The sequence below is a fragment of the Pantoea endophytica genome (assembly GCF_002858935.1).
In the GTDB taxonomy this organism is placed as follows: domain Bacteria; phylum Pseudomonadota; class Gammaproteobacteria; order Enterobacterales; family Enterobacteriaceae; genus Pantoea; species Pantoea leporis.
Map to the genome: position 1 here is coordinate 721,339 of NZ_PJRT01000005.1, position 21,112 is coordinate 742,450.

At 44.0% G+C, this 21,112-nt stretch carries 22 protein-coding genes and 3 pseudogenes; 11 read left to right on the forward strand and 14 right to left on the reverse strand.

All coding sequences use genetic code 11. The features are described from left to right. Positions 1–19: 19 nt before the first annotated feature. Positions 20–721, reverse strand: coding sequence for an antitermination protein Q (locus tag PZBJ_RS05845; RefSeq protein ID WP_101761629.1), 702 nt, complete (start codon positions 719–721; stop codon positions 20–22). Between the two features lie 425 nt (positions 722–1,146). After that, positions 1,147–1,743: a LuxR C-terminal-related transcriptional regulator gene (locus PZBJ_RS05855; protein WP_008101725.1), complete on the reverse strand. Its 597-nt coding sequence runs from the start codon at positions 1,741–1,743 to the stop codon at positions 1,147–1,149. A gap of 321 nt (positions 1,744–2,064) precedes the next feature. Here PZBJ_RS05855 and PZBJ_RS05860 point away from each other — a divergent pair, with 321 nt between their 5' ends. The 3 genes from PZBJ_RS05860 (at position 2,065) to PZBJ_RS05870 (ending at position 4,689) form a co-directional block, all read left to right on the forward strand. Beyond that, the gene (locus PZBJ_RS05860) at positions 2,065–2,412 is read left to right on the forward strand and encodes a hypothetical protein (RefSeq protein WP_101761630.1); all 348 of its coding nucleotides are present in this window, start codon (positions 2,065–2,067) and stop codon (positions 2,410–2,412) included. 546 nt (positions 2,413–2,958) lie between these two features. Beyond that, complete coding sequence (locus PZBJ_RS05865) at positions 2,959–3,138, forward strand: hypothetical protein (protein ID WP_101761631.1); 180 nt, start codon at positions 2,959–2,961, stop codon at positions 3,136–3,138. A gap of 192 nt (positions 3,139–3,330) precedes the next feature. After that, complete coding sequence (locus PZBJ_RS05870) at positions 3,331–4,689, forward strand: MFS transporter (RefSeq protein WP_101761632.1); 1,359 nt, start codon at positions 3,331–3,333, stop codon at positions 4,687–4,689. Positions 4,690–4,808: 119 nt separating this feature from the next. Here PZBJ_RS05870 and umuC read toward each other — a convergent pair whose 3' ends face one another. From umuC to PZBJ_RS05885, 3 genes are all read right to left on the reverse strand, one after another. Further along, positions 4,809–6,071: a translesion error-prone DNA polymerase V subunit UmuC gene (gene umuC / locus PZBJ_RS05875; protein ID WP_101761633.1), complete on the reverse strand. Its 1,263-nt coding sequence runs from the start codon at positions 6,069–6,071 to the stop codon at positions 4,809–4,811. After that, positions 6,071–6,493, reverse strand: a complete 423-nt coding sequence (umuD, locus tag PZBJ_RS05880) for a translesion error-prone DNA polymerase V autoproteolytic subunit (protein WP_091003887.1) — start codon at positions 6,491–6,493, stop codon at positions 6,071–6,073. The genes umuC and umuD overlap by 1 nt, the downstream gene beginning before the upstream one ends. Positions 6,494–6,558: 65 nt before the next feature. Further along, positions 6,559–6,792, reverse strand: coding sequence for a DNA polymerase V (locus PZBJ_RS05885; protein WP_101761785.1), 234 nt, complete (start codon positions 6,790–6,792; stop codon positions 6,559–6,561). 402 nt (positions 6,793–7,194) lie between these two features. Between PZBJ_RS05885 and PZBJ_RS05890 the strand changes: the two genes are divergently transcribed. Beyond that, on the forward strand, positions 7,195–7,464 hold the full coding sequence (locus PZBJ_RS05890) for a hypothetical protein (protein WP_008101739.1): 270 nt from the start codon (positions 7,195–7,197) through the stop codon (positions 7,462–7,464). Positions 7,465–7,501: 37 nt separating this feature from the next. On the opposite strand, the gene PZBJ_RS05895 is transcribed toward PZBJ_RS05890, so the two are convergent. Beyond that, positions 7,502–7,699, reverse strand: coding sequence for a hypothetical protein (locus tag PZBJ_RS05895; RefSeq protein WP_101761634.1), 198 nt, complete (start codon positions 7,697–7,699; stop codon positions 7,502–7,504). A gap of 535 nt (positions 7,700–8,234) precedes the next feature. Then, positions 8,235–8,702, reverse strand: a complete 468-nt coding sequence (locus PZBJ_RS24000) for a hypothetical protein (protein WP_146001286.1) — start codon at positions 8,700–8,702, stop codon at positions 8,235–8,237. Positions 8,703–8,958: 256 nt separating this feature from the next. On the opposite strand from PZBJ_RS24000, the gene PZBJ_RS05900 reads away from it, so the two are divergent. Next, positions 8,959–9,948 (forward strand): GTPase family protein, encoded by a 990-nt coding sequence (locus PZBJ_RS05900; protein ID WP_101761635.1) that lies wholly within the window; start codon positions 8,959–8,961, stop codon positions 9,946–9,948. Positions 9,949–10,164: 216 nt separating this feature from the next. Here PZBJ_RS05900 and PZBJ_RS05905 read toward each other — a convergent pair whose 3' ends face one another. Further along, positions 10,165–10,737, reverse strand: a complete 573-nt coding sequence (locus tag PZBJ_RS05905; protein WP_101761636.1) for a hypothetical protein — start codon at positions 10,735–10,737, stop codon at positions 10,165–10,167. A gap of 623 nt (positions 10,738–11,360) precedes the next feature. On the opposite strand from PZBJ_RS05905, the gene PZBJ_RS05910 reads away from it, so the two are divergent. Further along, positions 11,361–11,570, forward strand: coding sequence for a DUF6434 domain-containing protein (locus tag PZBJ_RS05910; protein WP_101761637.1), 210 nt, complete (start codon positions 11,361–11,363; stop codon positions 11,568–11,570). Positions 11,571–11,691: 121 nt separating this feature from the next. On the opposite strand, the gene PZBJ_RS05915 is transcribed toward PZBJ_RS05910, so the two are convergent. From PZBJ_RS05915 to PZBJ_RS05925, 3 genes are all read right to left on the reverse strand, one after another. After that, on the reverse strand, positions 11,692–12,066 hold the full coding sequence (locus PZBJ_RS05915) for a CDI toxin immunity protein (protein ID WP_101761638.1): 375 nt from the start codon (positions 12,064–12,066) through the stop codon (positions 11,692–11,694). 187 nt (positions 12,067–12,253) lie between these two features. Continuing rightward, on the reverse strand, positions 12,254–13,180 hold the full coding sequence (locus PZBJ_RS05920) for a hypothetical protein (protein WP_101761639.1): 927 nt from the start codon (positions 13,178–13,180) through the stop codon (positions 12,254–12,256). 226 nt (positions 13,181–13,406) lie between these two features. After that, positions 13,407–13,835, reverse strand: coding sequence for a GFA family protein (locus PZBJ_RS05925; RefSeq protein WP_101761640.1), 429 nt, complete (start codon positions 13,833–13,835; stop codon positions 13,407–13,409). Positions 13,836–14,338: 503 nt separating this feature from the next. Here PZBJ_RS05925 and PZBJ_RS05930 point away from each other — a divergent pair. The 4 genes and pseudogenes from PZBJ_RS05930 to PZBJ_RS05945 all read left to right on the forward strand — a co-directional run bounded on the left by PZBJ_RS05930 (position 14,339) and on the right by PZBJ_RS05945 (position 17,072). Continuing rightward, positions 14,339–14,575: a hypothetical protein gene (locus tag PZBJ_RS05930; RefSeq protein WP_206098197.1), complete on the forward strand. Its 237-nt coding sequence runs from the start codon at positions 14,339–14,341 to the stop codon at positions 14,573–14,575. Between the two features lie 284 nt (positions 14,576–14,859). Beyond that, entirely contained in the window at positions 14,860–15,867 is a 1,008-nt protein-coding gene (locus PZBJ_RS05935) for a hypothetical protein (protein ID WP_101761641.1), read from the forward strand. A 246-nt stretch (positions 15,868–16,113) separates the two neighbouring features. Continuing rightward, positions 16,114–16,260, forward strand: a pseudogene (locus PZBJ_RS05940) (IS3 family transposase); the annotation flags it as partial. Between the two features lie 194 nt (positions 16,261–16,454). Further along, positions 16,455–17,072, forward strand: a complete 618-nt coding sequence (locus PZBJ_RS05945) for a hypothetical protein (RefSeq protein ID WP_101761642.1) — start codon at positions 16,455–16,457, stop codon at positions 17,070–17,072. A gap of 249 nt (positions 17,073–17,321) precedes the next feature. On the opposite strand, the gene PZBJ_RS05950 is transcribed toward PZBJ_RS05945, so the two are convergent. The 3 genes and pseudogenes from PZBJ_RS05950 to PZBJ_RS05955 all read right to left on the reverse strand — a co-directional run bounded on the left by PZBJ_RS05950 (position 17,322) and on the right by PZBJ_RS05955 (position 19,313). Beyond that, positions 17,322–17,699, reverse strand: coding sequence for a hypothetical protein (locus tag PZBJ_RS05950; protein ID WP_101761787.1), 378 nt, complete (start codon positions 17,697–17,699; stop codon positions 17,322–17,324). A 49-nt stretch (positions 17,700–17,748) separates the two neighbouring features. Next, positions 17,749–17,930 (reverse strand): annotated as a pseudogene (locus PZBJ_RS24315) (IS110 family RNA-guided transposase); the annotation flags it as partial. Between the two features lie 525 nt (positions 17,931–18,455). Beyond that, complete coding sequence (locus tag PZBJ_RS05955; RefSeq protein ID WP_206098198.1) at positions 18,456–19,313, reverse strand: topoisomerase DNA-binding C4 zinc finger domain-containing protein; 858 nt, start codon at positions 19,311–19,313, stop codon at positions 18,456–18,458. Positions 19,314–20,183: 870 nt separating this feature from the next. Here PZBJ_RS05955 and PZBJ_RS05960 point away from each other — a divergent pair. Continuing rightward, positions 20,184–20,861 (forward strand): annotated as a pseudogene (locus tag PZBJ_RS05960) (IS3 family transposase); the annotation flags it as partial. Between the last annotated feature and the right edge of the window lie 251 nt (positions 20,862–21,112).

Genomic DNA, 21,112 nt, shown 5'->3' on the forward strand with positions numbered 1-21,112 from the left:
CCAGAAAACATATCGCTTACTACTTAGTGATTTGTTTTAGTTGCTTCTCCGCCCATGATTCTTCCGTCAGTAGTTTGGTTACGAGACTTTCATAGAATGATTTGACGCTTTTGTGCCATGTATCCAGCGATATTTTGGTAGTGATGTGACTAATAATGCCAAAAATATGGGTTGAAGGGATCCGGCTAAACCCTCGCCCACTACAACGCTTGCAGGGCTGGTAAACGGGTACACCCCGGAGCTTTGACTCGCGGCGATTGACGGCTTCGCCACGGCCCTTACAGGATGGACAGGCAGCGCGAACTTTCCGTTTACCTTTGCAGCACGGGCACAGGCCATTATCAAGAATGCCTTTTCCACGACAGACAGGACATTGATTCTCAGTGGCAGCACTGCGTGCAAACTCCATAAAAGCACACACCGACAGGTGGTTAATGACTGATGTTCTGACTGCCGGCGTCAGCTTATTGAGCGCAGGAATATGTTGCGCCTGCTCCCGCGCATAAATACTCAGAAGGCTCACCGCACGCTGCGATTCAGTTTTGCTCAGATTCATTTTTCCTGCAAAGGCTGCATAGCCCAGCGCCGCACGGTGCTGCAGCATGCCTGCTGCAGCCATCACATCACTGGTGGTAAGCGATGAACATGAGCCTTTCGACGGCACATCTCCACGCGATACAGATTTTGGGTTGTGAAATTTGATCAGGTGTTCGAGATTCATGTTGACTCCGTTGCACTGCATCAGGAATGAAGTGATACAGGCAACGGACTGTAGCGATGGAGACGTTCACTTTTCTGAATGAGGTGAAACGATGCAAAGCGGTTTGTGGATAAACGCCCTCTTGCAGACGACCCTGGGTAACTCTGATCGGTCCCTGCCAGTCACGTTCATCCAGATATCTATCAGAGCTTCACCCGTATGATGGCGGGGGCTTGCGCCCTGCTTCCAGCCGATGAGTGTTGAGGCAGCGACATCCAGTTCGTAAGCAATGGCCTGAAGCGAGAACCCGGCCCTGCTGATGTCACAAAGCACTTTGAACCAGTCTGTCTTATAGATGTTGACTAAAGGCACGATGCTCTCCTGAACACGCATAACTTCTGATGAAAACGTTAACCGGAAATCGTGAATGTAAGGGTTGCACTGTCTTACATCCTTGTCAGGTCCTTTAGGCTTTTCAGGCCGAGTTTGTTAGCGCAGTTTTTTCTGTGCTGATATATGGTTTTGACATTTACGTTTAACTGGAGGGACTGCGCAGGGGCTTTCATCCCCTTGATGTAACCATCGATAATCGAGAGTTCGCGCAACGACAGGTGGCATGCGTGATCGTTTCTTATTCGGCCATTCAATGCATCCACGAGTGCAACTCTGAGGCTGTTTACCGGCATAGATGAATAAAGCGTACATTCAGTGTTAGCTATTCTACTGATAAGCCGTTTTTTTTTGTCGCACAGATAACGTTCATCATTGATATAAATCAAAATCCGCCCACGCGTTTTTCTTTGAAGGAAGAGGAAAGTATTAAACCATCCAGGAAAGAATATGTTCGCTGAAATGCACACGATCGCGCTGAAGCTAACATCTTCGCGAAAACAAGGCTGCCTTCTGAAAAAATCACGCTCATCCCGGACATAAACGGCATGCGTTGAATGCAGATAACTCAGGTCATCGATAAGACTGAAAAAACCCAATGTTTCAATATTTCGCTCACCGAGCACAAGAAGGTAACCATTTTTGCTGAGCACTATAATATCTTCCCTAACCTGTCGAGTTGAAGAGCTTATTTATACTGCCCCGGATTAATGATGAGAACATGATAATTCCACTCAATCAATACATCTTGAGGTTGCCTGACCAATTGTTACATCCTGACGCATCCTTTATAAAAGAAATTAAGGACATTGAATTCATGCTATTGCAGAAAACATCAAACTTTATCTATGAGTTTTTTAAGAGTAACTTACAGGTGTAACTCTTAGATAATTCATTTCGGATGATGAATTGACCAGCAGCATAACTCTGACATAAAATCCCCTCGCCCATTAATAGTAACCAGATGAATCATCATGTTTAAAAAAATGGTCTACACGCTCGTTCTCTCATTATATTCACTGACTAAATGCACTGCCGAGCCTGATAATAATTTATGGCTAAACCCTGACGCTGTTCATTCGGTCCATTCCGGTTACATTGAAGGGTATGAAAATTTTATCTTTGCAGTGCCTGATAAAAACATCTCTAGTGATGAGGCAAAATCCCATCGACTGGATCCCAGCCGAAAGCACCAAAAACTTAAAGATTTAAAAAAGGGAAAAATCAAAAAAACAGTAGTTACAGAGGATAACTGCGCTTTTCGCTTCATGACAAAGCGCGGGTGTGAAGAAAGTGCATTCGGGGAATATTTTTTAGATTAAGCATGTAGCGCTGCCGAGGATGAACATTTATCTTGCCCGGCAAAAGCCCTGATGCCGTTATGCCCTGCACGCCCCCATAGAAACATCTGCAGCCAGATAACAGACATCATCTGACCTGTGCCTTCATAGTCCGCTGTCCAATCCCCCCGGCATCAAGCCGGGCACACTAATAAATGCGTTTAAGTTTATCTTAAAGACTTCAAATCATGAGGCTTTACAAGTCTGGCATAATATCCCCCGGACAACAATAACACACTCAGGTTATTTAATTCTGCATAAAAAAACCCACAACAAAACATCAGTACTGCCACGAGCACTCAATATTCACCCTTAAGGAAAATTCAGATAACTTAACCAGAAATGACTCACACTAGCCTTTTCAGACAAAAAAGATTAAATCCGAAAAAAATTAACATCAAAAAAGTGAGTTAGCTCATAACAGCGTTAATTAACACAACCCTGAGAAATTCCACTGCCTTTGCTTAACAGGTGGAGGTTTTCAATATCAGAAAGCAGAATTTCTGGCACTCTGCAGGAGAATCACACATGGATTATTTTATCAAAGGCTGGACTATTGCAGCGACAATCTATACCTGCCTCAATGTAAGTGAACATCTATGCCAGATGTTTCCTGATAAACAACTCACGATTTGTATTATTGGCATATGCCTCAATGTCGCCCTCAACGTCATGCTTTTCTCATACCCTAATCGCGGGCGAGAATAACCAGCAGCTCCATGAGTTAACTATTCCTTCATGCAGAACCGGATAAATTCAGGATTACGCATCTCGTGTGCGCAAATATGTGCATTTTCCCGACATCATTTGCCAGTGCCAGAACCGGCTACCTGTGCCCGGAAGGGAAATATTCTGGTTTTAATACTTCTCTCACTAAGCCGATACGACCAAGGAAAACCCATGAATAAGGATGTTAGCGCGGGTAACACACTGAACCTGATGGCCATCATTGCAGTATCGTTAAGCACGGTCATTGCGATGCTCGACAGTACAATCGCCAATGTCGCGCTCCCTGTGATTGCGCGTGAGTTTTCAATAAGTGAGTCCAACTCCATTCTGATCGTCAATGCTTATCAGTTCGCCGTGGTCGCATCACTGCTTCCACTCGCGGCACTGGGAAAATCTGTGGGTATCACGCGCGTATTTAATACAGGCGTACTCTTATTCGCGCTGTCATCACTGGGCTGCGCGTTATCTGAAAGTCTGGAAATGCTGACGGTATTTCGCGTAGTACAGGGTTTCAGTGCAGCGGCGATTTTGAGCGTGAATGCTGCACTGATCAAAGCTATCTATCCCGCAAGCCTGCTGGGCAGAGGTTTGGGCGTGAACGTTATGCTGGTCTCCGTTGCCGCAGCGGCCGGGCCATCTATTGCCTCTGCCATCCTTGCTGTGGCGAGCTGGAACTGGCTCTTCACCATCAATGTACCTGTTGCGGCGGTATCGTTACTGATTAGCGTAGTCTTTCTGAATAAGAGCCCGGCTGAAAAGGGACCGTTTGATCGCACAGGAGCCATCATCGTATTTATGCTTGGTCTCCTTTTCTCATGCACTGTTTTCGGCCTGACGCGGCAAAAGATATTTTTTGCGATGGGGAGCCTGATTTTTTTTGTACTGTTACTGGAAACGTTTTACCTGAACCAGAAGCACAAGGTTGAAAAGGCGCTGATACCTCTAGCCGTCTTCCACAGTAAAACGTTAAGCCTCTCACTTTTGATGTCAGCGCTCTCCTATGCAACACAACTGCTGGCCTATGTATCGCTGCCCTTCTACCTTCACAATGTGCTCCATCGCGATATAGTGTCAACAGGGTTACTTCTGACTGCCTGGCCACTGGCAACAATGTTTACTTCGGTTCTGGCAGGCAATCTGCTGAAAAAATATGACTGTAATATCATTGGAGCCGCAGGTCTTGGGTTGTTGTTTGCCGGCATGCTGCTGACCGCTGCCCTGCCGATGGTACCCGGAAATATTGATATTATCTGGCGAGTCGCGCTATGTGGTGCGGGCTTCGGACTTTTTCAGTCACCGAATAACTATCTCATCATGACTTCAGTAAACGATGAAAATACCAGCGTCGCCAGCGGTCTGTTAGGAAGCTCGAGGCTGCTGGGTCAGATTGTGGGTTCGGCACTGGTTGCACTGTTTTTTAACATCAATGTGAATGATCCAATCAACTGCAGCCTCATAACAGGAGCGTGCTTTTCCTTCTTTTCTCTTGCAGTCAGCTACTGGCGATACATATCGGCAAAGCCCCATTAAAGCCATAAAATCCGGGAAGATGAGATTTGTCGCCGGGTGACTTCAATCATAAAGACATTACTACGTGGCTCCGGGTTTCGGTTATCATTTCAGACTACTGCAGCGGACAGTAGTAAACTTCACTTCGCCACGGGCAGATCCTCATACCGCGTCGTGTATGCCGGTGACAGCATCTCACGCTTCATCTCCCAGGATTTCTGGATCCCCTGACCTGCAAACCATAATTTCCCCTTCCCGCTCTGGTTTAGGCCATCAACAACACGCATCAGCGCCTCACTGTTGGCCTGAGGCTTAAATTCATCAAAGAGATTGAGTTGAGAAACGCCCTGGCTGTAAAAATCTCCTAGCATCACCCCTGCTTTCATATAGCGGCACCCGTCCCGCCATATATGGTCGAGACCCTGCATAGCAACTCTGATGATGTCGCGCGTGTCGTTGGAGGGCGTTAGCAGCTTACCCATCGCCTGGTTTCCATAGAACACTTCACCTTCAGCGTGTGGGCTGGTCCGGACAAACACCGCTACCTGACTACAGTACTGGCGTTCCCTTCTCAGCTTCTCAGCCGCGCGCTCTGCATACGAGCAAACCGCCTGACGCATATCCATATACTCGGTTATGCGCGAGCCGAAGGATCGTGAGCAGACGATTTGCTGCTTGGTAGGCGCAAATTCTTCCAGCGCGAGGCAAGGCTCGCCCCGCAGCTCGCGCACCGTTCGCTCCAGCACAACGTTGAAGTGCTTACGGATGATATATGTGCTTTGCTCCGACAGGTCTTTCGCGGTGATGATGCCCATAGCATTTAGCTTCTTACTTATGCGCCGGCCAACACCCCATACTTCTTCGACCGGAACCAGCGCCATCAGCTTCCGCTGGCGCTCAATGTTTGACAGGTCAACAACGCCGCCGGTCTGCGTCCACTTTTTGGCAGCGTAATTTGCTAATTTTGCTAACGTTTTAGTTTGCGCGATACCGACGCCAACTGTCAGATGCGTGTTGCGTCTGACGCGTTCACGAACTTCTCGCCCAAAATCTTCAAGAACCCGGCAATTTCTCAGACCTGTCAGGTCCAGGAAGGCCTCATCAATTGAGTACACCTCGACGGATGGCGCCATAGCTTCCAATGTTGTCATTACGCGATTGCTAAAATCTGCATACAGCGCGTAGTTGGAGCTAAACACGTGAATCTTGTGTCTGCGTATTTCATCTTTAAGCTTAAAGTAAGGTGCGCCCATGGGGATATTCAGCGCTTTGACTTCCGCGCTGCGGGCAATGACACAGCCGTCATTATTACTTAAAACCAGCACTGGCTTTCCCCACAGGTCAGGTCGGAAAACCTTCTCGCAGGCGCAATAAAAATTATTAACGTCCACCAGCGCGAACATTACTGGGCCATCGATTTAATCGAGTATTTGACCACTCCGAAAATTTCAAACTGGTCAGGATCGTTGACCGGAATGATAGCGTGCGCTGGATTCATTGGCTTCAGGTGCAGGCAAGGTTTGGTCATGAGCTGTTTCACCGTGAACTCTCCCTCGATGGCCGCCACAATAATGTCGCCATGATCAGCTTTCACTGAGCTGTCCACAACCAGCATATCGCCATCACTGATGCCACCGTCAATCATGGAGTCACCGCTTACCCTGATGAAATAAGTTGAGCTGGGATGGCTGACAAGCAGACTGTTGAGATCGATTCGCTGTTCAACATAGTCCTGTGCAGGAGAAGGAAACCCACATGGGACGCGCTCAATAAATAATGGCAGCGCTAATATGGCGCGGATTTTTGCAGGCTTGTAGAACTTCATGGCTGTAGTCTCAATTGATGAATTTCAGAACAAAATTAAAAGAACATTTAATATTTTATTTATTCTCAACCGTTTGGATTGAACACCTGAAACACGCGCTCATCACCTTCCGCTGTGGAAATATCCCGGAAAACTGATTTGTGCGCTTCTATCCAGTTGTTGGCTTCGCGTGGCGTGTAATGCCAGTTGAGCCGCTTAAGCTCAGTGACAAAATCGAGTGTACAGACGGTGTATCGGCCAGCAGCATCGCGTTTGATTGCGAACCTAAAGGCGTCTTTGATTTCGTAGTCGCGGGGCATGGTCATCACCCTCCCTGATAGATACTGTATATAAATACAGTAATATCGATCACCAGGATCGATCAAGTGAATTGCATGAGGTTTTTGCGAAGGGATTGGCGGGCAAAGAAATTTATATTGCAGTGGACTTTATGAGGGGCAAAAACTGGCTGAATACACAGATGTGAAAAAATACAGCAGTTAAGCTGATCTTTTTATTGAGGTTTTTGTGCTGCCTGGATATTATCCGAAGATGTGGTCAGTAAGTGTGCGCCACATAAGGGAAAGCCCCAAGTTGCGTCAACAACATGGGGCCGATAAAAACAGTCAGTGCTTGAATGTTTTCTTGAGATCTCGTTTTTGAGATTATCTCAAGCGAGATCCCGTGTAAAGCGTTCGGCACCTTATTTTTCAAGGTGCTTTATGAAAATTATTTGTAAACAAGGCCATCGCCGCAATCAGATGTTCGAGGTTCTTCCGGAGAACCAAGGTCAAACTGGGCGCCATAAATGCGCTGGTTGTGCGTATGATTTAGGTAAGTGGCACGCAATGATTGGCGTTCCAAAAGCTAGTGATGACGGTGTGCTCGCCGACCTAGCAGAAAGTCAGGCAAGTTATGTTCGCCACAAGGATGCATTCACTGCATACCTAATGGGATACGAGCATGGACTTAAGCTACAAAACGTTGCGTAATTACTGACCCGGCCGCCGTGCCGGGTTTTCTTTTGGCTCAGTGCTTGCTGACACCAAAAAGATACATTGCCAGCTCTGCCACGCAACTCCTGGCCTCATCCTCAAACATTGCGGCCATATAACCGACCAGTGAATCGTTCGTAATCGGTATACCTTCGTCAAGCATGTTTATAACCGCCTGCCCCATAACGCTGCGTACTGCATCCATCGCCAAGTCACAAACCTCAATGTCCATGCATCCTCCTATAGTAATTTCTCTACGGTACGCCTGCAGCTGAGCTTTGATATAAGAAACGGCTCAATGGCAGAATTCTGAAGTTGAGGTTTTGCGATGAAATTTTGCGCGCGCCTTATAGCAAAACAGTACCGCTCGATTATGATTAATTCGTAACACACAGCAAACGTGTTGCGTACGAAATGACTTAGCCTGAGAACTTATTAGCCCGCTCCGGCGGGCTTTTTTTATCGACGGACTGACAAATCCTAAGCGGCTGTCTAAGCTCAATTTGTCTCACTTTCTTCCCGAGACGACTGTCAACCTGTTGGAAATGTTAGGCTCCATTTTTTGCCGCCCGGAATCCATTGCTCCGGGCTTTTTACCTACACTTTCTGGCTGTAATTTTGGCTTGTATCAACAACGAGCATCCACCACTAAGACAGTGCAATTCGGAGCTGACTACTGGAATAACTGAAAACTTAATACTGCTCATCTTCGCTTATGGCGCGAAGCGGATACGCGTGCCAGATCCGTTATGAGCGAGAAGCTGAATTTAATCAGATGGTGAATCTCGGGTCGATTTTAACTCTCGAACAATAGAATGCGGCAAGCAACGTCCATATATTATGGATGAGTAATCTCGGTCAGTATCATCAGTTATCTTACAGGTACACTGAAAAGGTTCGCCTGAGGAGGTGTCTTCGTACAATTTTGCATGTTTCGAATTAGCATTAAAATCGATCTTAATGATCGCGTTCTTCACCCAGAGGTCAGGTAATTTCTGATTAGATAAAAGGCTTTTGAGCATTTCAGCGTAGCGGTGAACCGTGTAGGTTTGCAGATTAGATGCAGGGTTGGTCATAGGAAGGGTTAGAGCAAAAGTTACTGAAGTAAGGCCGTTATCAAGAGCGAATGATTTAATCTGACCTATTGACCAGTATCCATTAAAGTCGTTGTTTCTGCTAACAAAACTCCCATTAATAGCATTAGCTATACCTTTTAATTCACTTCGACGTGCCATAAATTACTTCCTGATAAAATTAGTAAAGAAAAAATTTCCGCTCCTAGCGCTCAACTCCTCTTAAACAAAGTATAAGTCAGCCTAGAACGTTCTGACGACATTGAAGATAGCACTTTGTATGAGTTAACTATGGACGCATCAGAACGTCCAGCCAATATTGAGACCCTAAAGTTTTGTTTAAAATTGCCGATATTATATGTCATAGGTTTTTTTGATTCAAAATCACTATTTATCGATAACAAGACATGGAGGACTTATGGTTTTAAATACACAAGTATTCAAAGGCGCTAGTGAGTTATTAAAAAAATCAAAAAGTGAAAACAATGAACCAGAAGGTCCCGTGACCGAAAATGGGAAAACATCTAAAAACAAAACTACCCCCTCTAAAATTCTCGATGAAATTTTATCTACACTTCCGCCAGAAATCTCACGCTATACGAAAAAGAAACTCACTGAAGTCATAGATTATGAACCTCGCATCGGTGTAATGGGTAAAACGGGAGTTGGTAAATCTTCATTATGCAATGCTATTTTTCAACAAGATGTCTGTAAGGTTAGTCACGTCGAAGCATGTACAAGAGATATTGAAGAATTGCATATTGATGTAGGTGGACGAAAGCTGACCATTGTTGATTTACCAGGGGTGGGGGAAAGCAAAGAGAGAGATGTTGAGTATAAGTCCCTTTATGAGGAGCAGATACCCAACCTTGATTTGATCCTTTGGGTTATTAAAGCAGATGACCGAGTTCTTGCACCTGATGAAGAGTTCTATAAAAACGTAATTAAACCACTCAAGGCTGAAGGTAAGATACTTTTTGTCATAAACCAAGCAGATAAAATTGAGCCATCTTTTGAATGGGATCGTTCACTGAACAGTCCTTCTACGGCCCAAGTACAAAATTTAGAAACAAGAGAAATGTATATTTACGAAAGGCTATTTGAAACAAGCAATGGTTGTGTTGCTGTCTCAGCACCCTTGAATTATAACATCGGTAACCTTGTGAAGAAGATGGTGCTTAGACTGCCAAAAAAGTCAAAAGCAGGCGTGTATAGCACGCTACGAGAGGAATATAAGACTGCCGAGATAAAGAATGAATCCAAGGATGGATTTAATGAAACTGTAAAAGGAGTCCTAGATCATGTAATTGATTCTGCGCCAATCCCTACAATACTTAAAGAACCTCTTAAGAAAGCAAAAGATTATATTTGCAACAAAATATCCAGCTTTTTTGGTTCTTGGTTTTAAAAAATGGGTGCTAATAATTAGCACCCTAACTCACTTGCATGTATCTTATATTATAACATAGTGCGAATTATCTTATCACTTTAAAATATAATGCCGTTAATAAAAACTCTTCCGTATTGATGAATAAAAATAAGCAGGTTCAATTGATAACTATTTATCCTCGAACCTAGTCATTTTCATATAAGTCAGGGAAGTGTTACCTCTACTTGATCATAATTAGATTAATATAAGGCCAATTTTCGTGCATTTATCATGATGTGATGCTCCTCGACACGAGCATAGGTACACCGCTTCGTGAAAGATTTTTGAGTACGGCTTAATTTCTTCCTTTGCACGGTCAACAGTCAAACTATGGAAGGAATGATAAAAACCCACGCACCAGAATGAACGCTGTTTCATCTCAGTTTCAGCATAATGTGATTTAACGATTGAATTAACCTTGGTTATGTCAGCCAACATTCCTTTCACTAACGTTGTTGCTTTCACCGCTCGCTTGAATTCAATATATATATACTGATCCTTTGCAGTGTTAGGCTTTCTGAAAATTAAGTCGACAAACATGTAAAAGCGATTCAACTTACTTCTTTTATCAGATTTAGCTTTCAACTCCCTTCTAGTATGAAAGTTCTTTTCATTCAAAAGAAAATATTCAAATTCTATTTGAAACCACTTTTCCCAATCGTTGTATTCATTGTCAACCACGTGGGCGAACCTGGCTTTAACTTCTTTTTTCTTTATAAATTCTAACAGTAGATTGTTTACAAGTTTGAAATCTTCAAGCTCACTCATTTCAGATGCCACAAATAATAAAAATAAATTTTAATAAAAAGGCGAGTGTTAATCAACTGCTGAAGTAATAAGGTTATGATGAGTACATCATAAGGCAAATTTATATGGAAAAATTATGGAAATTTTTCTCTAACAGCTGGAAATTTTGACATGGTTTTCACAATACATACTGAAAGCCCCTAGAGTTACTGATTTACGCGAATAGTGTGGCCGTTATCACTCTTGATTATTACAGTGCGAATTTGAGCAACGACCGCTTCTGGCACGGAGCGGACATGCGTCATGTGGCTATGCATTTCACATGAGCGCGCATCTTAATGACTTCATCACCCCCTGAACCCTTCCGGTATTGCATAATCAGCTCTGGGCATGACATTGATATCCCGATGTGAAGTTCGGGTCTTAACCGAAAGCCTAAGCCCCTTCGAGATAAAGCGAACAAGCTTGATATCTCACTGCTTCTGGATGTGCTGTGCGCCCTCTTGCTTGCTACATCAAGCTAATATTGATCGCGCTGCCCATAACAGAATTCGCAACTTCAGCTAAGTGTTGAAGCGGGCATTTCAAAGTCAGCGTGTTAAATTTGAACACCGCTACCGTTTGTTTAAAACAGGAGTCAACAAGTGAAAATCGACTGGCATAGTTCTTCATTAACACGTTTGACAATGGTGGATAAAGACTACAAAAACACACAAAACGTTCGCCGTTTCATGATGGATGAGTGCGGTCCAGATTTCCGGTTTGATCGCGAGTTTATGGCCTGGATACGAAATGACGTACCAAAAAATCTGGGTGATGTGATTGCTGAGTGGAAGCGTAGACATCCACTTTAGGCTAGGAACGTAGGGTCTTCGCTTATAGCGGATCGTTACCTCGTCCGCTGAGTGCCAGAAGCGGACGTTGCTAACATCAGAATGTACTAATATTCGGGGTACTAGTCAGAACTTCTGCTAATCACTTTCGCAAACTTAATCGTATAAAATCATGAGGAAATAATGGTTGCATCATCAAGTTATCATTAAATATATATAGGTTAGGTGATATAGCAATGACATCGTAGATATTATCAACAATGAGTTGTAGATAGGTTCTGAACACGGGCACATTAGCATCATCCGCTATGACAAATACAGATTCATTACCTAAGCCGCTCCCATTAAACACCTCATGAGTGATTTCATGATCGCTGAAATCCATTTCGGACCACATGATTTTACCGCTATGCCATCGATATTGATGAAAAATATCCATGGCCATGCTCAAGTCATCTCCTTCAACAACATCAAAATCTGCCTTAAGCAACTCCTTACATTCTTCAAACAATGTCATGTCTACTTCCTTTGCAGCTTTTTATTACTAGCATAACCGCCCTGGAGGATTGTCTAAAGAATTATGAAATTCCGCTCTTAGCTCACTACTGAACAAGGTTCAATTATTTGATGCTGTTCTTACTTTAAGTGAAGTGATCGAACTCATTCTACCCCTAAAGGGGCGTGAACAGCGTCGCGCTAATTGTCTATGTTTCTATCTGCCGTTCCGCGAGAGCATGTCTTGCTGCGCTTGAAGCCCATTCATCAGATTGTTCAAGGTGTTCAATCTCTGACTCTGCTATCGGCGTTACACGGATTAGCGGAACTGAACCGAAAGGCAAATTATCAATCTTACGGCCATCACGGCTGAGGATGATTCTGGTCATTGGGTTATATTCGTCTGTAAGAGTGCAAAACAGGATTGCACCATATTTTTCAACATCGGCAGCAACCTGATACCCATCGGCAACGAGATCCCCCAGGCTAATCAAGAGATGAGTCCAGTCATCAATCAGGTGGCTGGTAATATTCGAAGCGTCTAATTCCATGAAAAGTTCACATCCTACGCCATTTTCCTGGTCTGCAATGCCAGCCCAGGGTGTCGAGAGGCCATCAGTGGCCAGCGTTAATTGGGTGTTGCTCTTCAAAGTAAGTACTCGACGATGGGGCCCGAACCATTCCGTCTGGTTGTGTATGTTCGCGCCATCTTGTTCAGCCTTAAAACCATCTTGGACGCTGCCATACTTTTCCCAAAAGGCTCGCCTTGCTACTGAAGCTGCCTCATAAATCGGGTCCTGTGGACCACGCGGCACAATTGTCTCATCGAATAGTATATTAACCGTTACGCGCCCCCTTAATAACGGTATTTTAGACCTTGTCCAGTGGACGATAACCTTATTAAAGGGCTGTATCTGGGATGCTTCGAGTTTTTCGACAACCTCCCGGACTTTCTGCAAGGCGTGGTTTCCCTCTGCAACGTGACTCCCGTCTGCATACATGTAACCTCCTGTTTGTGAGATGACTCCAGCCTGTTCGGTGATAAACAACCAATCTCCGGTCACTGCGTCAGCGGGTGCTTTGTCTAAGGCCGAACGTAAATCTTTTGCTGCATCGGAGTTTGAATATGCTGTCATATCTGTCCTTTAGCTTCACGTCTTATGCATCATACTTAATTTAACTTTTTAAAAATTATAGTATTAATTATCTTTCGGCCAAACATACTGAAAAACTCCTACCGGAATTAGCTATCCCTCTGCCTGCAGAAGGAACCGATTTTTCGCGTAAAAGTACCAACTTCCGCTTCTCGCTCATTGCTGCCTGTCACATCTCCTATGTCACCTGAGTGCCAAGTGCTGACGCTCAGGAATTGAGTTTCAGGTACTTTAAAAGCGAGGCTAGCGACTCGACAGGTCCAGCATGGTCACTAGGTGAGCGCGCTTCATCCCAAGGCATTGCATCATCTGTGCAGAAGTCTCCTACACATTCCATTTCAAGAGGTTCGTCAATTAAACCAACAGGAACCCAGACATAAGGTACGTCTCGCAGACTGTTAGGCACAGTTGAGCCACATACATTGCAAAAATCGGTACGGTACCCCGTTGGCTTAGACCATGAAGCAATGCAGTTTTTTCCTTTAATCCAGCGAAACTCACTGTCTTTGACTAGTGTGGCGAGATTGTAACCCACGCCGCTCTGCTTTCTACAAAGCGAGCAATGACAACGATAAAAAACTGCTGGTTTATGAGTAAGTTCAAATTCAATTGTTCCACACAAACAAGATCCATTCATTTCAAAACCATTCCTGCAAGGTCTAAGAGATTTTATGAAACATTACCATCTTTTTAGTAATGAATAGGATCGCTCCTTTTCGGCAACTCAAAGTCAGCTAACAGTCGGTCTAAACATACGCTCATCGCTCAGGCTGTGTGAAAACTCTGACCTAAAACTGAAGTGCGTGCATCTACGCAAAATCTGGAATTAATTGACAGGTTAGCTGAGCCAAATTTTACGTATGAGCGCTGCTTTCAACCCTGTTTTACGCAGATTAAGCGACCAAAACAGTTTTCACACAGCCTGCGCTCATACCTGACTAAGCCAGTTACTATAAGCTAGCTTCTTGGCAGGAGCGGAAGTTGACGTGTTAAGACAATTTTAGGATTATCTGTAAAACTGCTCGTATAGTGTAAGATTCTGTGACCAGAAGGTTATCTGGCTATGTTCTAACACCAATTTTTTTGATCTTACTTTAGGCGAAACCTCTTCATAGTTGTCGTAAAAAAAGGAACTCTCTTGTGTCTGAGATAAAATATGAAATGAGGCGTGGAAGCGATGTATTACGTGATGGCATGTACCTGGAGTTATCCGTCAGCGAGACATCTCCTTTGCGGCAAGTTGCAGAGATCTTCTTTTCTGATATTACTCACGAATTCTTTTTGACCTGTTACGAAGAGAACATTCCTCTGGAAGTAATTGAAGAATTGATTTCAAAGGCAAGAACATCTCTCCCACCAGTAGTGTCAGAACAATAAACAGCCACATAGTGCTGTGCTGCTTACATATCAACGTCTGCTTTTCGATCATAACTGCCCCTACCTGTCGTCTTAAGGGGCAGCTTCGTGCCAGAACCGGACGCATGGTCTGGAAGCTCAAGACTGACTCTGCTTGTGCAGTCTATTATTTTTCGAATTTGGTCCCCTTTAAATCGGGGAGCCATATATAAAGAAAAAATTAGTAGATACATGATTCTTGACTTTAGAATGTTATCACTTTAAAAGAGGTTAAGCCTATAAAATTTTATAAAGGAAGCTGGTTCATGTTGACGCAGGATAGCCTTCAGCAAGAAATAATTGCATCAATAAAAAAATCACTCACTTTCGATATATTATATCAAAGAATAAGGCCTGATATATCAAAATTCATCACGGCCACCTCAAAGTTACCCTTAAAAGGCCTCGATGATTGGGAACGATTAATTCGAGCTGAAGCTTTCTATTCACTTCGACAGTATATTCAGAAGCAAAATGATAATAATTTACAGCAAGTAGGTTCACTTAGATGGATAGACATATGTAGCACTGATGGTTTCAGACGCGAAAGAGCGCTAAGGACGCTATCTGGCGGGGCACCAAATAGTTTTTTATTAGCTTTGGTTGTTCGGAGGCTAAATGACTGGGTTCCGCAAGTAAGAGCTGCAGCCCGTGATGCTTTGCCATTGATTGCTGAAGAATCTGATCCTGAGTTTATTGTTGATGTCTTATTTATAACTCTTCCCTACTGGCATTCCTGGGGGAGAATGGAATATATCGAGAAAGAGGTACTCATGAAAGTGATTTTGATGGAGAAGGTGACGAATGCTTTAAAAAAACGGCTTCTAACATCCTCTTCAGGGCCTGTCGCTACTATATTTGGGCAGATAGGGCGCACAACAGCGCTGGATAAATTTTTAGCTGAAATTTCAGAAAAATCAATTCAACCCTCCCTGCGAGCCAAAGCGTATCGTTGCCAGTTTGAAAGTAAATTTGTTTGGGCTGAAGGGCTGACATGGCAGTGGATTGACAAAATATACGGCATACAGCGGCGCATTCCTGCTTTAAAAGAACGAATAATACCTACAGCTCGCCCCTTTATTGATACTTTGAGAATGGCAACAATCGACCGCTCGCCAATGGTTCGGCGTATAGCTGGCGAAATGCTCATAAAAGAATTGGATAACATCGGTGATGAAGCATTTAACCTGGCAAACATATTGGCTTCTGATAAGTCGCCGTCAGTTGCGGAACGCGGCAGATATGCATTAACCGACTTAGAAAAACGAAACTGAGCATTCACATACATTGGTGTGCCTGTAGCCGATTAAGCGATAACACATATTATTTGCTATAGGTGCATCCGCCAACATCTGTGAGAATGATTGCTTACTCCTACTCCACGCTCACCGCTGACAAACAGGCGGCTATGTGCCAGCTGCAGACGTTCAAGTCATTCTGTCCAGTGCTGGCACTCTGCTTGCATTGACTCCACGGAGAGACTGAAAAGCGCAGATATAACTTTCGGCCGGAAGCGCAATCAACGGATAAAGGAAAAGATCTACGGAACCTGGGAAGAAGCCTATAGCGATATTTTTGAATACATCGAGATGTTTTATAACAGTAGGCGTCGGCATGGTACGAAAAATCAGATGCCACCGACAGAATATGAAAACCCGTGTTATTAACGGCTCGGAAGGGTCTGGATTATCCGTGGGATTTTAATAAACTAGCTATCCGCAACCTCCGTTACTTTCAAAAAATCAGATATTTTAAATTATTTTTATAAAAAATTTTGCTATAACAGGGTATGCCATTGCGATGCATTTATGATGAATAAAAGTTCACAAGCTTTCATTTTATACAGCTAAGAGAGGTTAGTATGGGTATTAATGGATTTATTTCAGATAAATATAAGATGGAATACATACCGCAGAGACTACTGTCTCTCGAGGCATGCACGTTAGCGTGTCATACGATTTTGTCAGGGAAGGATAAAAGCACCCCTTTTGAACTTGATTTGGGTTCTTCAAAACTACAACAGCCTGATTTAAGTATTTTCATTGGTTTGGCGTTAGATGCGGGGATTGTCGCAAACAGAACTCTGCTTAATTTTATGGGCCTTAAACTGGATAATCATGACATTGTTAATAGCGGCTATACACTGAATATAAGCAAGTTTTCTCAACCACTCGTTCCAGTAACTGATGCATGCAGGATACTGAAATCAAACCATTTTTCTGAATATGAAATAAAAGATATGTGGATTGAGGCATTAACAGTAGCCAGCAAGTCTATTGCCCACTTTACTGAAACAGGAGCCACTATAAGCGTTGCCAAACTAGGTATTGCTTGTTATGCAACTTCGAAACTCGTTCGTCACTACTTCTTTGATGCCATGTCTGAAAATCAACCACAATCCATTATTACTCCAGAAATAGAACCAAAATCAGATAGTTTATGGGGTATCGTACATAACCACTATGACAGGATGTGCTAAAAACATTGCATTTAAAAAAAAACGAATCTCTATAGGTGAAAAATTTTATTCAGTTTAAGTTGTTAAGGAGAGACATGCGATTTCGTAGGCTATGCAGTAACAGACAATTTACCTGCTCCCTGATGACTAAAACATGGTTATGTTAGCATTTTTTTTACTGCTGGAGAACGATTACCAATGTCCGCTCCTCGCTCAAAGTTGCCTGTCATGTCTCTTTAGGAAACAGGCTTAACGTAGGAACATTGATCATCAAAAACATGCTTGTTGAGTTATGCGTTTTCCCACCAATACCACTTTGAAGCTTTGGGGGTCGGCATTGAGTACCGCATAGCGTATCTGCGGACAAATCAGTTCTAAGCTTCGTTTGCTACAATCAAGCTGTATTAAAGTGCGTGCGCCAGATTGGGTTTGCACCCTATTGGTCTCAGGATAATCGCTGCAATCAAATCCTTCTTTACTTAACTTTTCTTTCGCCGAAACCAAGCTCATTCCGATAACATTTAGGCTCTCGACTTCTCTGGCATGCGATTTTTCAGAAACTCGAGTCAGTGAGCACCCGCTCAGTAATTGAGCGAAGAGTAAGGGGAATAGAAGGGTTAATATCTTTTTATTGTTTGTTCTCAGCATAACGCGACCCTTTAGGTTTATACCGTTGAGCGATATTGTTAAATTATGCGCCAGCTTCATGCAGCGAAAGAGCTAACCGTTCGTGATAAACGCCGGTTGCTTCCATAATAAGGTGAACGTCCCCCAAGCCACAGTGCTGCATTCGAAGCCAGCGGATGATATTAGCTGCAGCACTACTGCCATTTTTTTCTTTTTGGCCCGTATACGACCCTTTATGCCATCATAGAGGATGCAAAGGTCGTATACCTAAAGGAAACATTTTCCTTCTTTTCTCACATTGACCGTCACGCCTGTTCGCCTTGTTTATCCGGAGTCATGCTCACGGTAACCGTTCAACAAAATGTGCTACCGTATAAGGTGAAACGGAGGGCCGCAAGCTGTCAGGCAGGATCAGTAATTCAGATTGTCCTCAGGGAGGGGCCCGGCTCACTCCGCTTCGTGTGATGGTAGCTAATCACCACATAATGTTAGATACAAGGGAGGGGGATGGACTGGCAGGCTTTATGGGTCATCAACCGGCTACGCCGGGCCTACGGCGCCCTTTACCATCGGAGTTATATATCACGTCATTTGGCGCCTCCATGACGCTAGGGCGTCATTCAGAAGGCCGGCTGCGCACTGCTCGGCCGCCGTAATTGCTTTGAATCGGAATTATGATGAAACATTACGTCCGCAGTGTGCCAACAGCAGACATTTCGCACAAAGACAGTCCAAATCAGAGCCTAAAGAAAAAATAAGTAATCAACTTAGGACTACTCAAGAAAATCCATTTTCATTTTGTTCCTCCTTAGCCGTTAAACTTTTAGTATCTTTGCAATCAGGAAATGAAGAGCATCCCCAAAAAATACTTCCAGCATTCACTCCATTCCTGGCTGTTCTTTTTACCATTTTTTGATGGCATTTCGGACAGGTGGGAGGGGATAGCAATTCGAATAGATTATAAGCTGTTGCCTTTCCCTCTGGTGATGCCTTGAAAATTACAAATATTTTCTTCGAACTCTCCAGTTCTCCTTGGTAATAGCCTTGATCAAGGTATTCCTCAAATGTCTTCAACCATCTTTTTTCATTTATATGAATCAAAAGCATTATACTGCACTGAAAATTATACTGATTTGAATATATAAAAGTATGAAAGATATCTTTAAATATTTCTGACTTATTTAAATTTGGGTTCAGCTTTGCCTCGATTATTAGCTTCTGACCATCCTCATCCATCACAGACTGCCCAGCATGAACTAAAAAGTCTGGCTCAGTAGTAAAATACTTTAGCATATCTACTTCTCTGCCAAACCTAGTATTTAGCTTTTCGAATGTGTTGCGTATGGAAATGTTACAGTCATCGGCAAACATGAATCTCTTAGGTATTTCGAATTCATATTCGAGTTTTTGATAAGAGCCCTGCTCTTTGAAAAGCGCTGAAAATTGAATTGAAAACTCTATCATAAATCTTCTTTCGAGTTTTTTTAACTCATCTCCCCCAAGTAGCTTACCATCCTGATAAAAATGATCTGTTAAGCTATAGAATCTGCTGGGGATTTCATCTAATACTTTAATAACATCATTAACAGTGTTAGTGGCACCAATGCTAATGCAGCCCGTCACCTTATCGTTCATGCTTATTTCCCTATCGCTATAAATTAATTAATCTCGCCTGATTTATTTTATAAGCCAGAGTTGATCAGGCTTAATTTTGAATGCTTATCGCGTCTTCGAAACCATTAAATTTAACTTCAATTATCAACCATAGGTTTTAAAAGTCCACCTTCGATTGTCAAGATCATCACTACTACTTCAGAGCCATAAGGTCATCCTCCCCTTGTGTAATAGTGACATGCATCTTCGCTTCAACTCGTAACCCCTATAATCACCTTTTGAAACTCTCAGACTAACCAGAATACACATTCAGTTTTAATGTCGATGGCAGTGGTTTTGCACTTGTCGTTGCAATCAGACCCTAGCCGGATGGCCCGGAAAGCCACGCGTTCCGGCGAAGCTTGCCGGCTGTGCCGGTTAGCGTAGTGGGGCTGACGACCCGGCGCGCCGGGAAGCCGGAGGGGGCCAGAAGGTTGTTATCAGAAAGAAAGTAGGCGTAGCTGTTGCATCATTTAAGGCTTAACAGCAGCTGGAAACAAAGCACGGAGAGTCTGAGATAGCGCCACAAAGATGAAAGGCACATGCGACTGCAGGAGAACCGCCGTGGCGGCGCAGCCGCCGCAGCTGTTATCAGCGGCTTTAGACATTCGCTGCCAAAACTTTCGGCAGAAATCCGTCCCGCCCCCGCGGAACCGGTCATGCAGTGCTTCACGCATCGATGCGAACAATCAGGGTGGAAACTTCCGTATAGATGAAGGTTCATGCAGGAAGCGCCTCCTGATGCATCGCAATATCCCCAAACACCCGCTGCTGCCGAGGCCCGTTTGCGCATACCGCCACCAGGTTACCGCCTGGTGCCAGCATGTTAAGGGCGTGCCTGATATGCTTCACAAGATCCATCTGGATCTGCGGGACAGCGGGCAACAGTGCGGAGTCAACAGAGTCTGGCGACTGATGAAACGTGTCGGGATAAAGGCTCAGGTTGGATACCGGAGCCCGCGGGCACGTGAAGGCGAGGCCAGTATCGTGTCGCCTAACAGGCTCCAGCGACAGTTCAATCCGGATGCTCCGGATGAGCGTTGGGTAACGGACATAACCTATATCAGGACCCACGAAGGCTGGCTGTATCTTGCCGTGGTTGTTGATCTGTTCTCACGCAAAATTATCGGCTGGTCAATGCAATCCCGGATGACAAAGGACATTGTCCTGAACGCACTGCTGATGGCTGTATGGCGGCGTAATCCCCAAAAACAGGTACTGGTTCATTAGGATCAGGGCAGTCAGTACACAAGCCATGAGTGGCAGTCGTTCCTGAAATCACACGGCCTGGAGGGCAGCATGAGCCGTCGCGATAACTGCCACGATAATGCGGTTGCAGAAAGCTTTTTCCATTTGCTGAAACGCGAACGGATAAAGAAAAAGATCTACGGAAAGCGGGAAGAAGCCCGCAGCGATATTTTTGATTACATCGAAATGTTTTATAACAGTAAGCGTCGGCATGGCTCTAGTGATCAGATGTCCCCGGCAGAATATGAAAACCAGTATTATCAACGGCTCGGAAGTGTCTAAATTATCCGTGGCGATTCATGCTCTATGCCAGGGCAGACGCTCTTCAAGACATTCTTTGCCAATAGTGGTAAATCTTTTTATCCCGTTCTTTCCAATCAGGGCCTTCGTTCGACAGCTACGCATCAACTACCTTCCCGAAACCTCTGAATACTCTTATGATGGTTGCAAAGTGAAGAAGTGACATAATTCTTCAATATTATTCAACTAACAGTCTCTTTTCTTCTCTATAAATCAGCGTAATGTGCCCAATT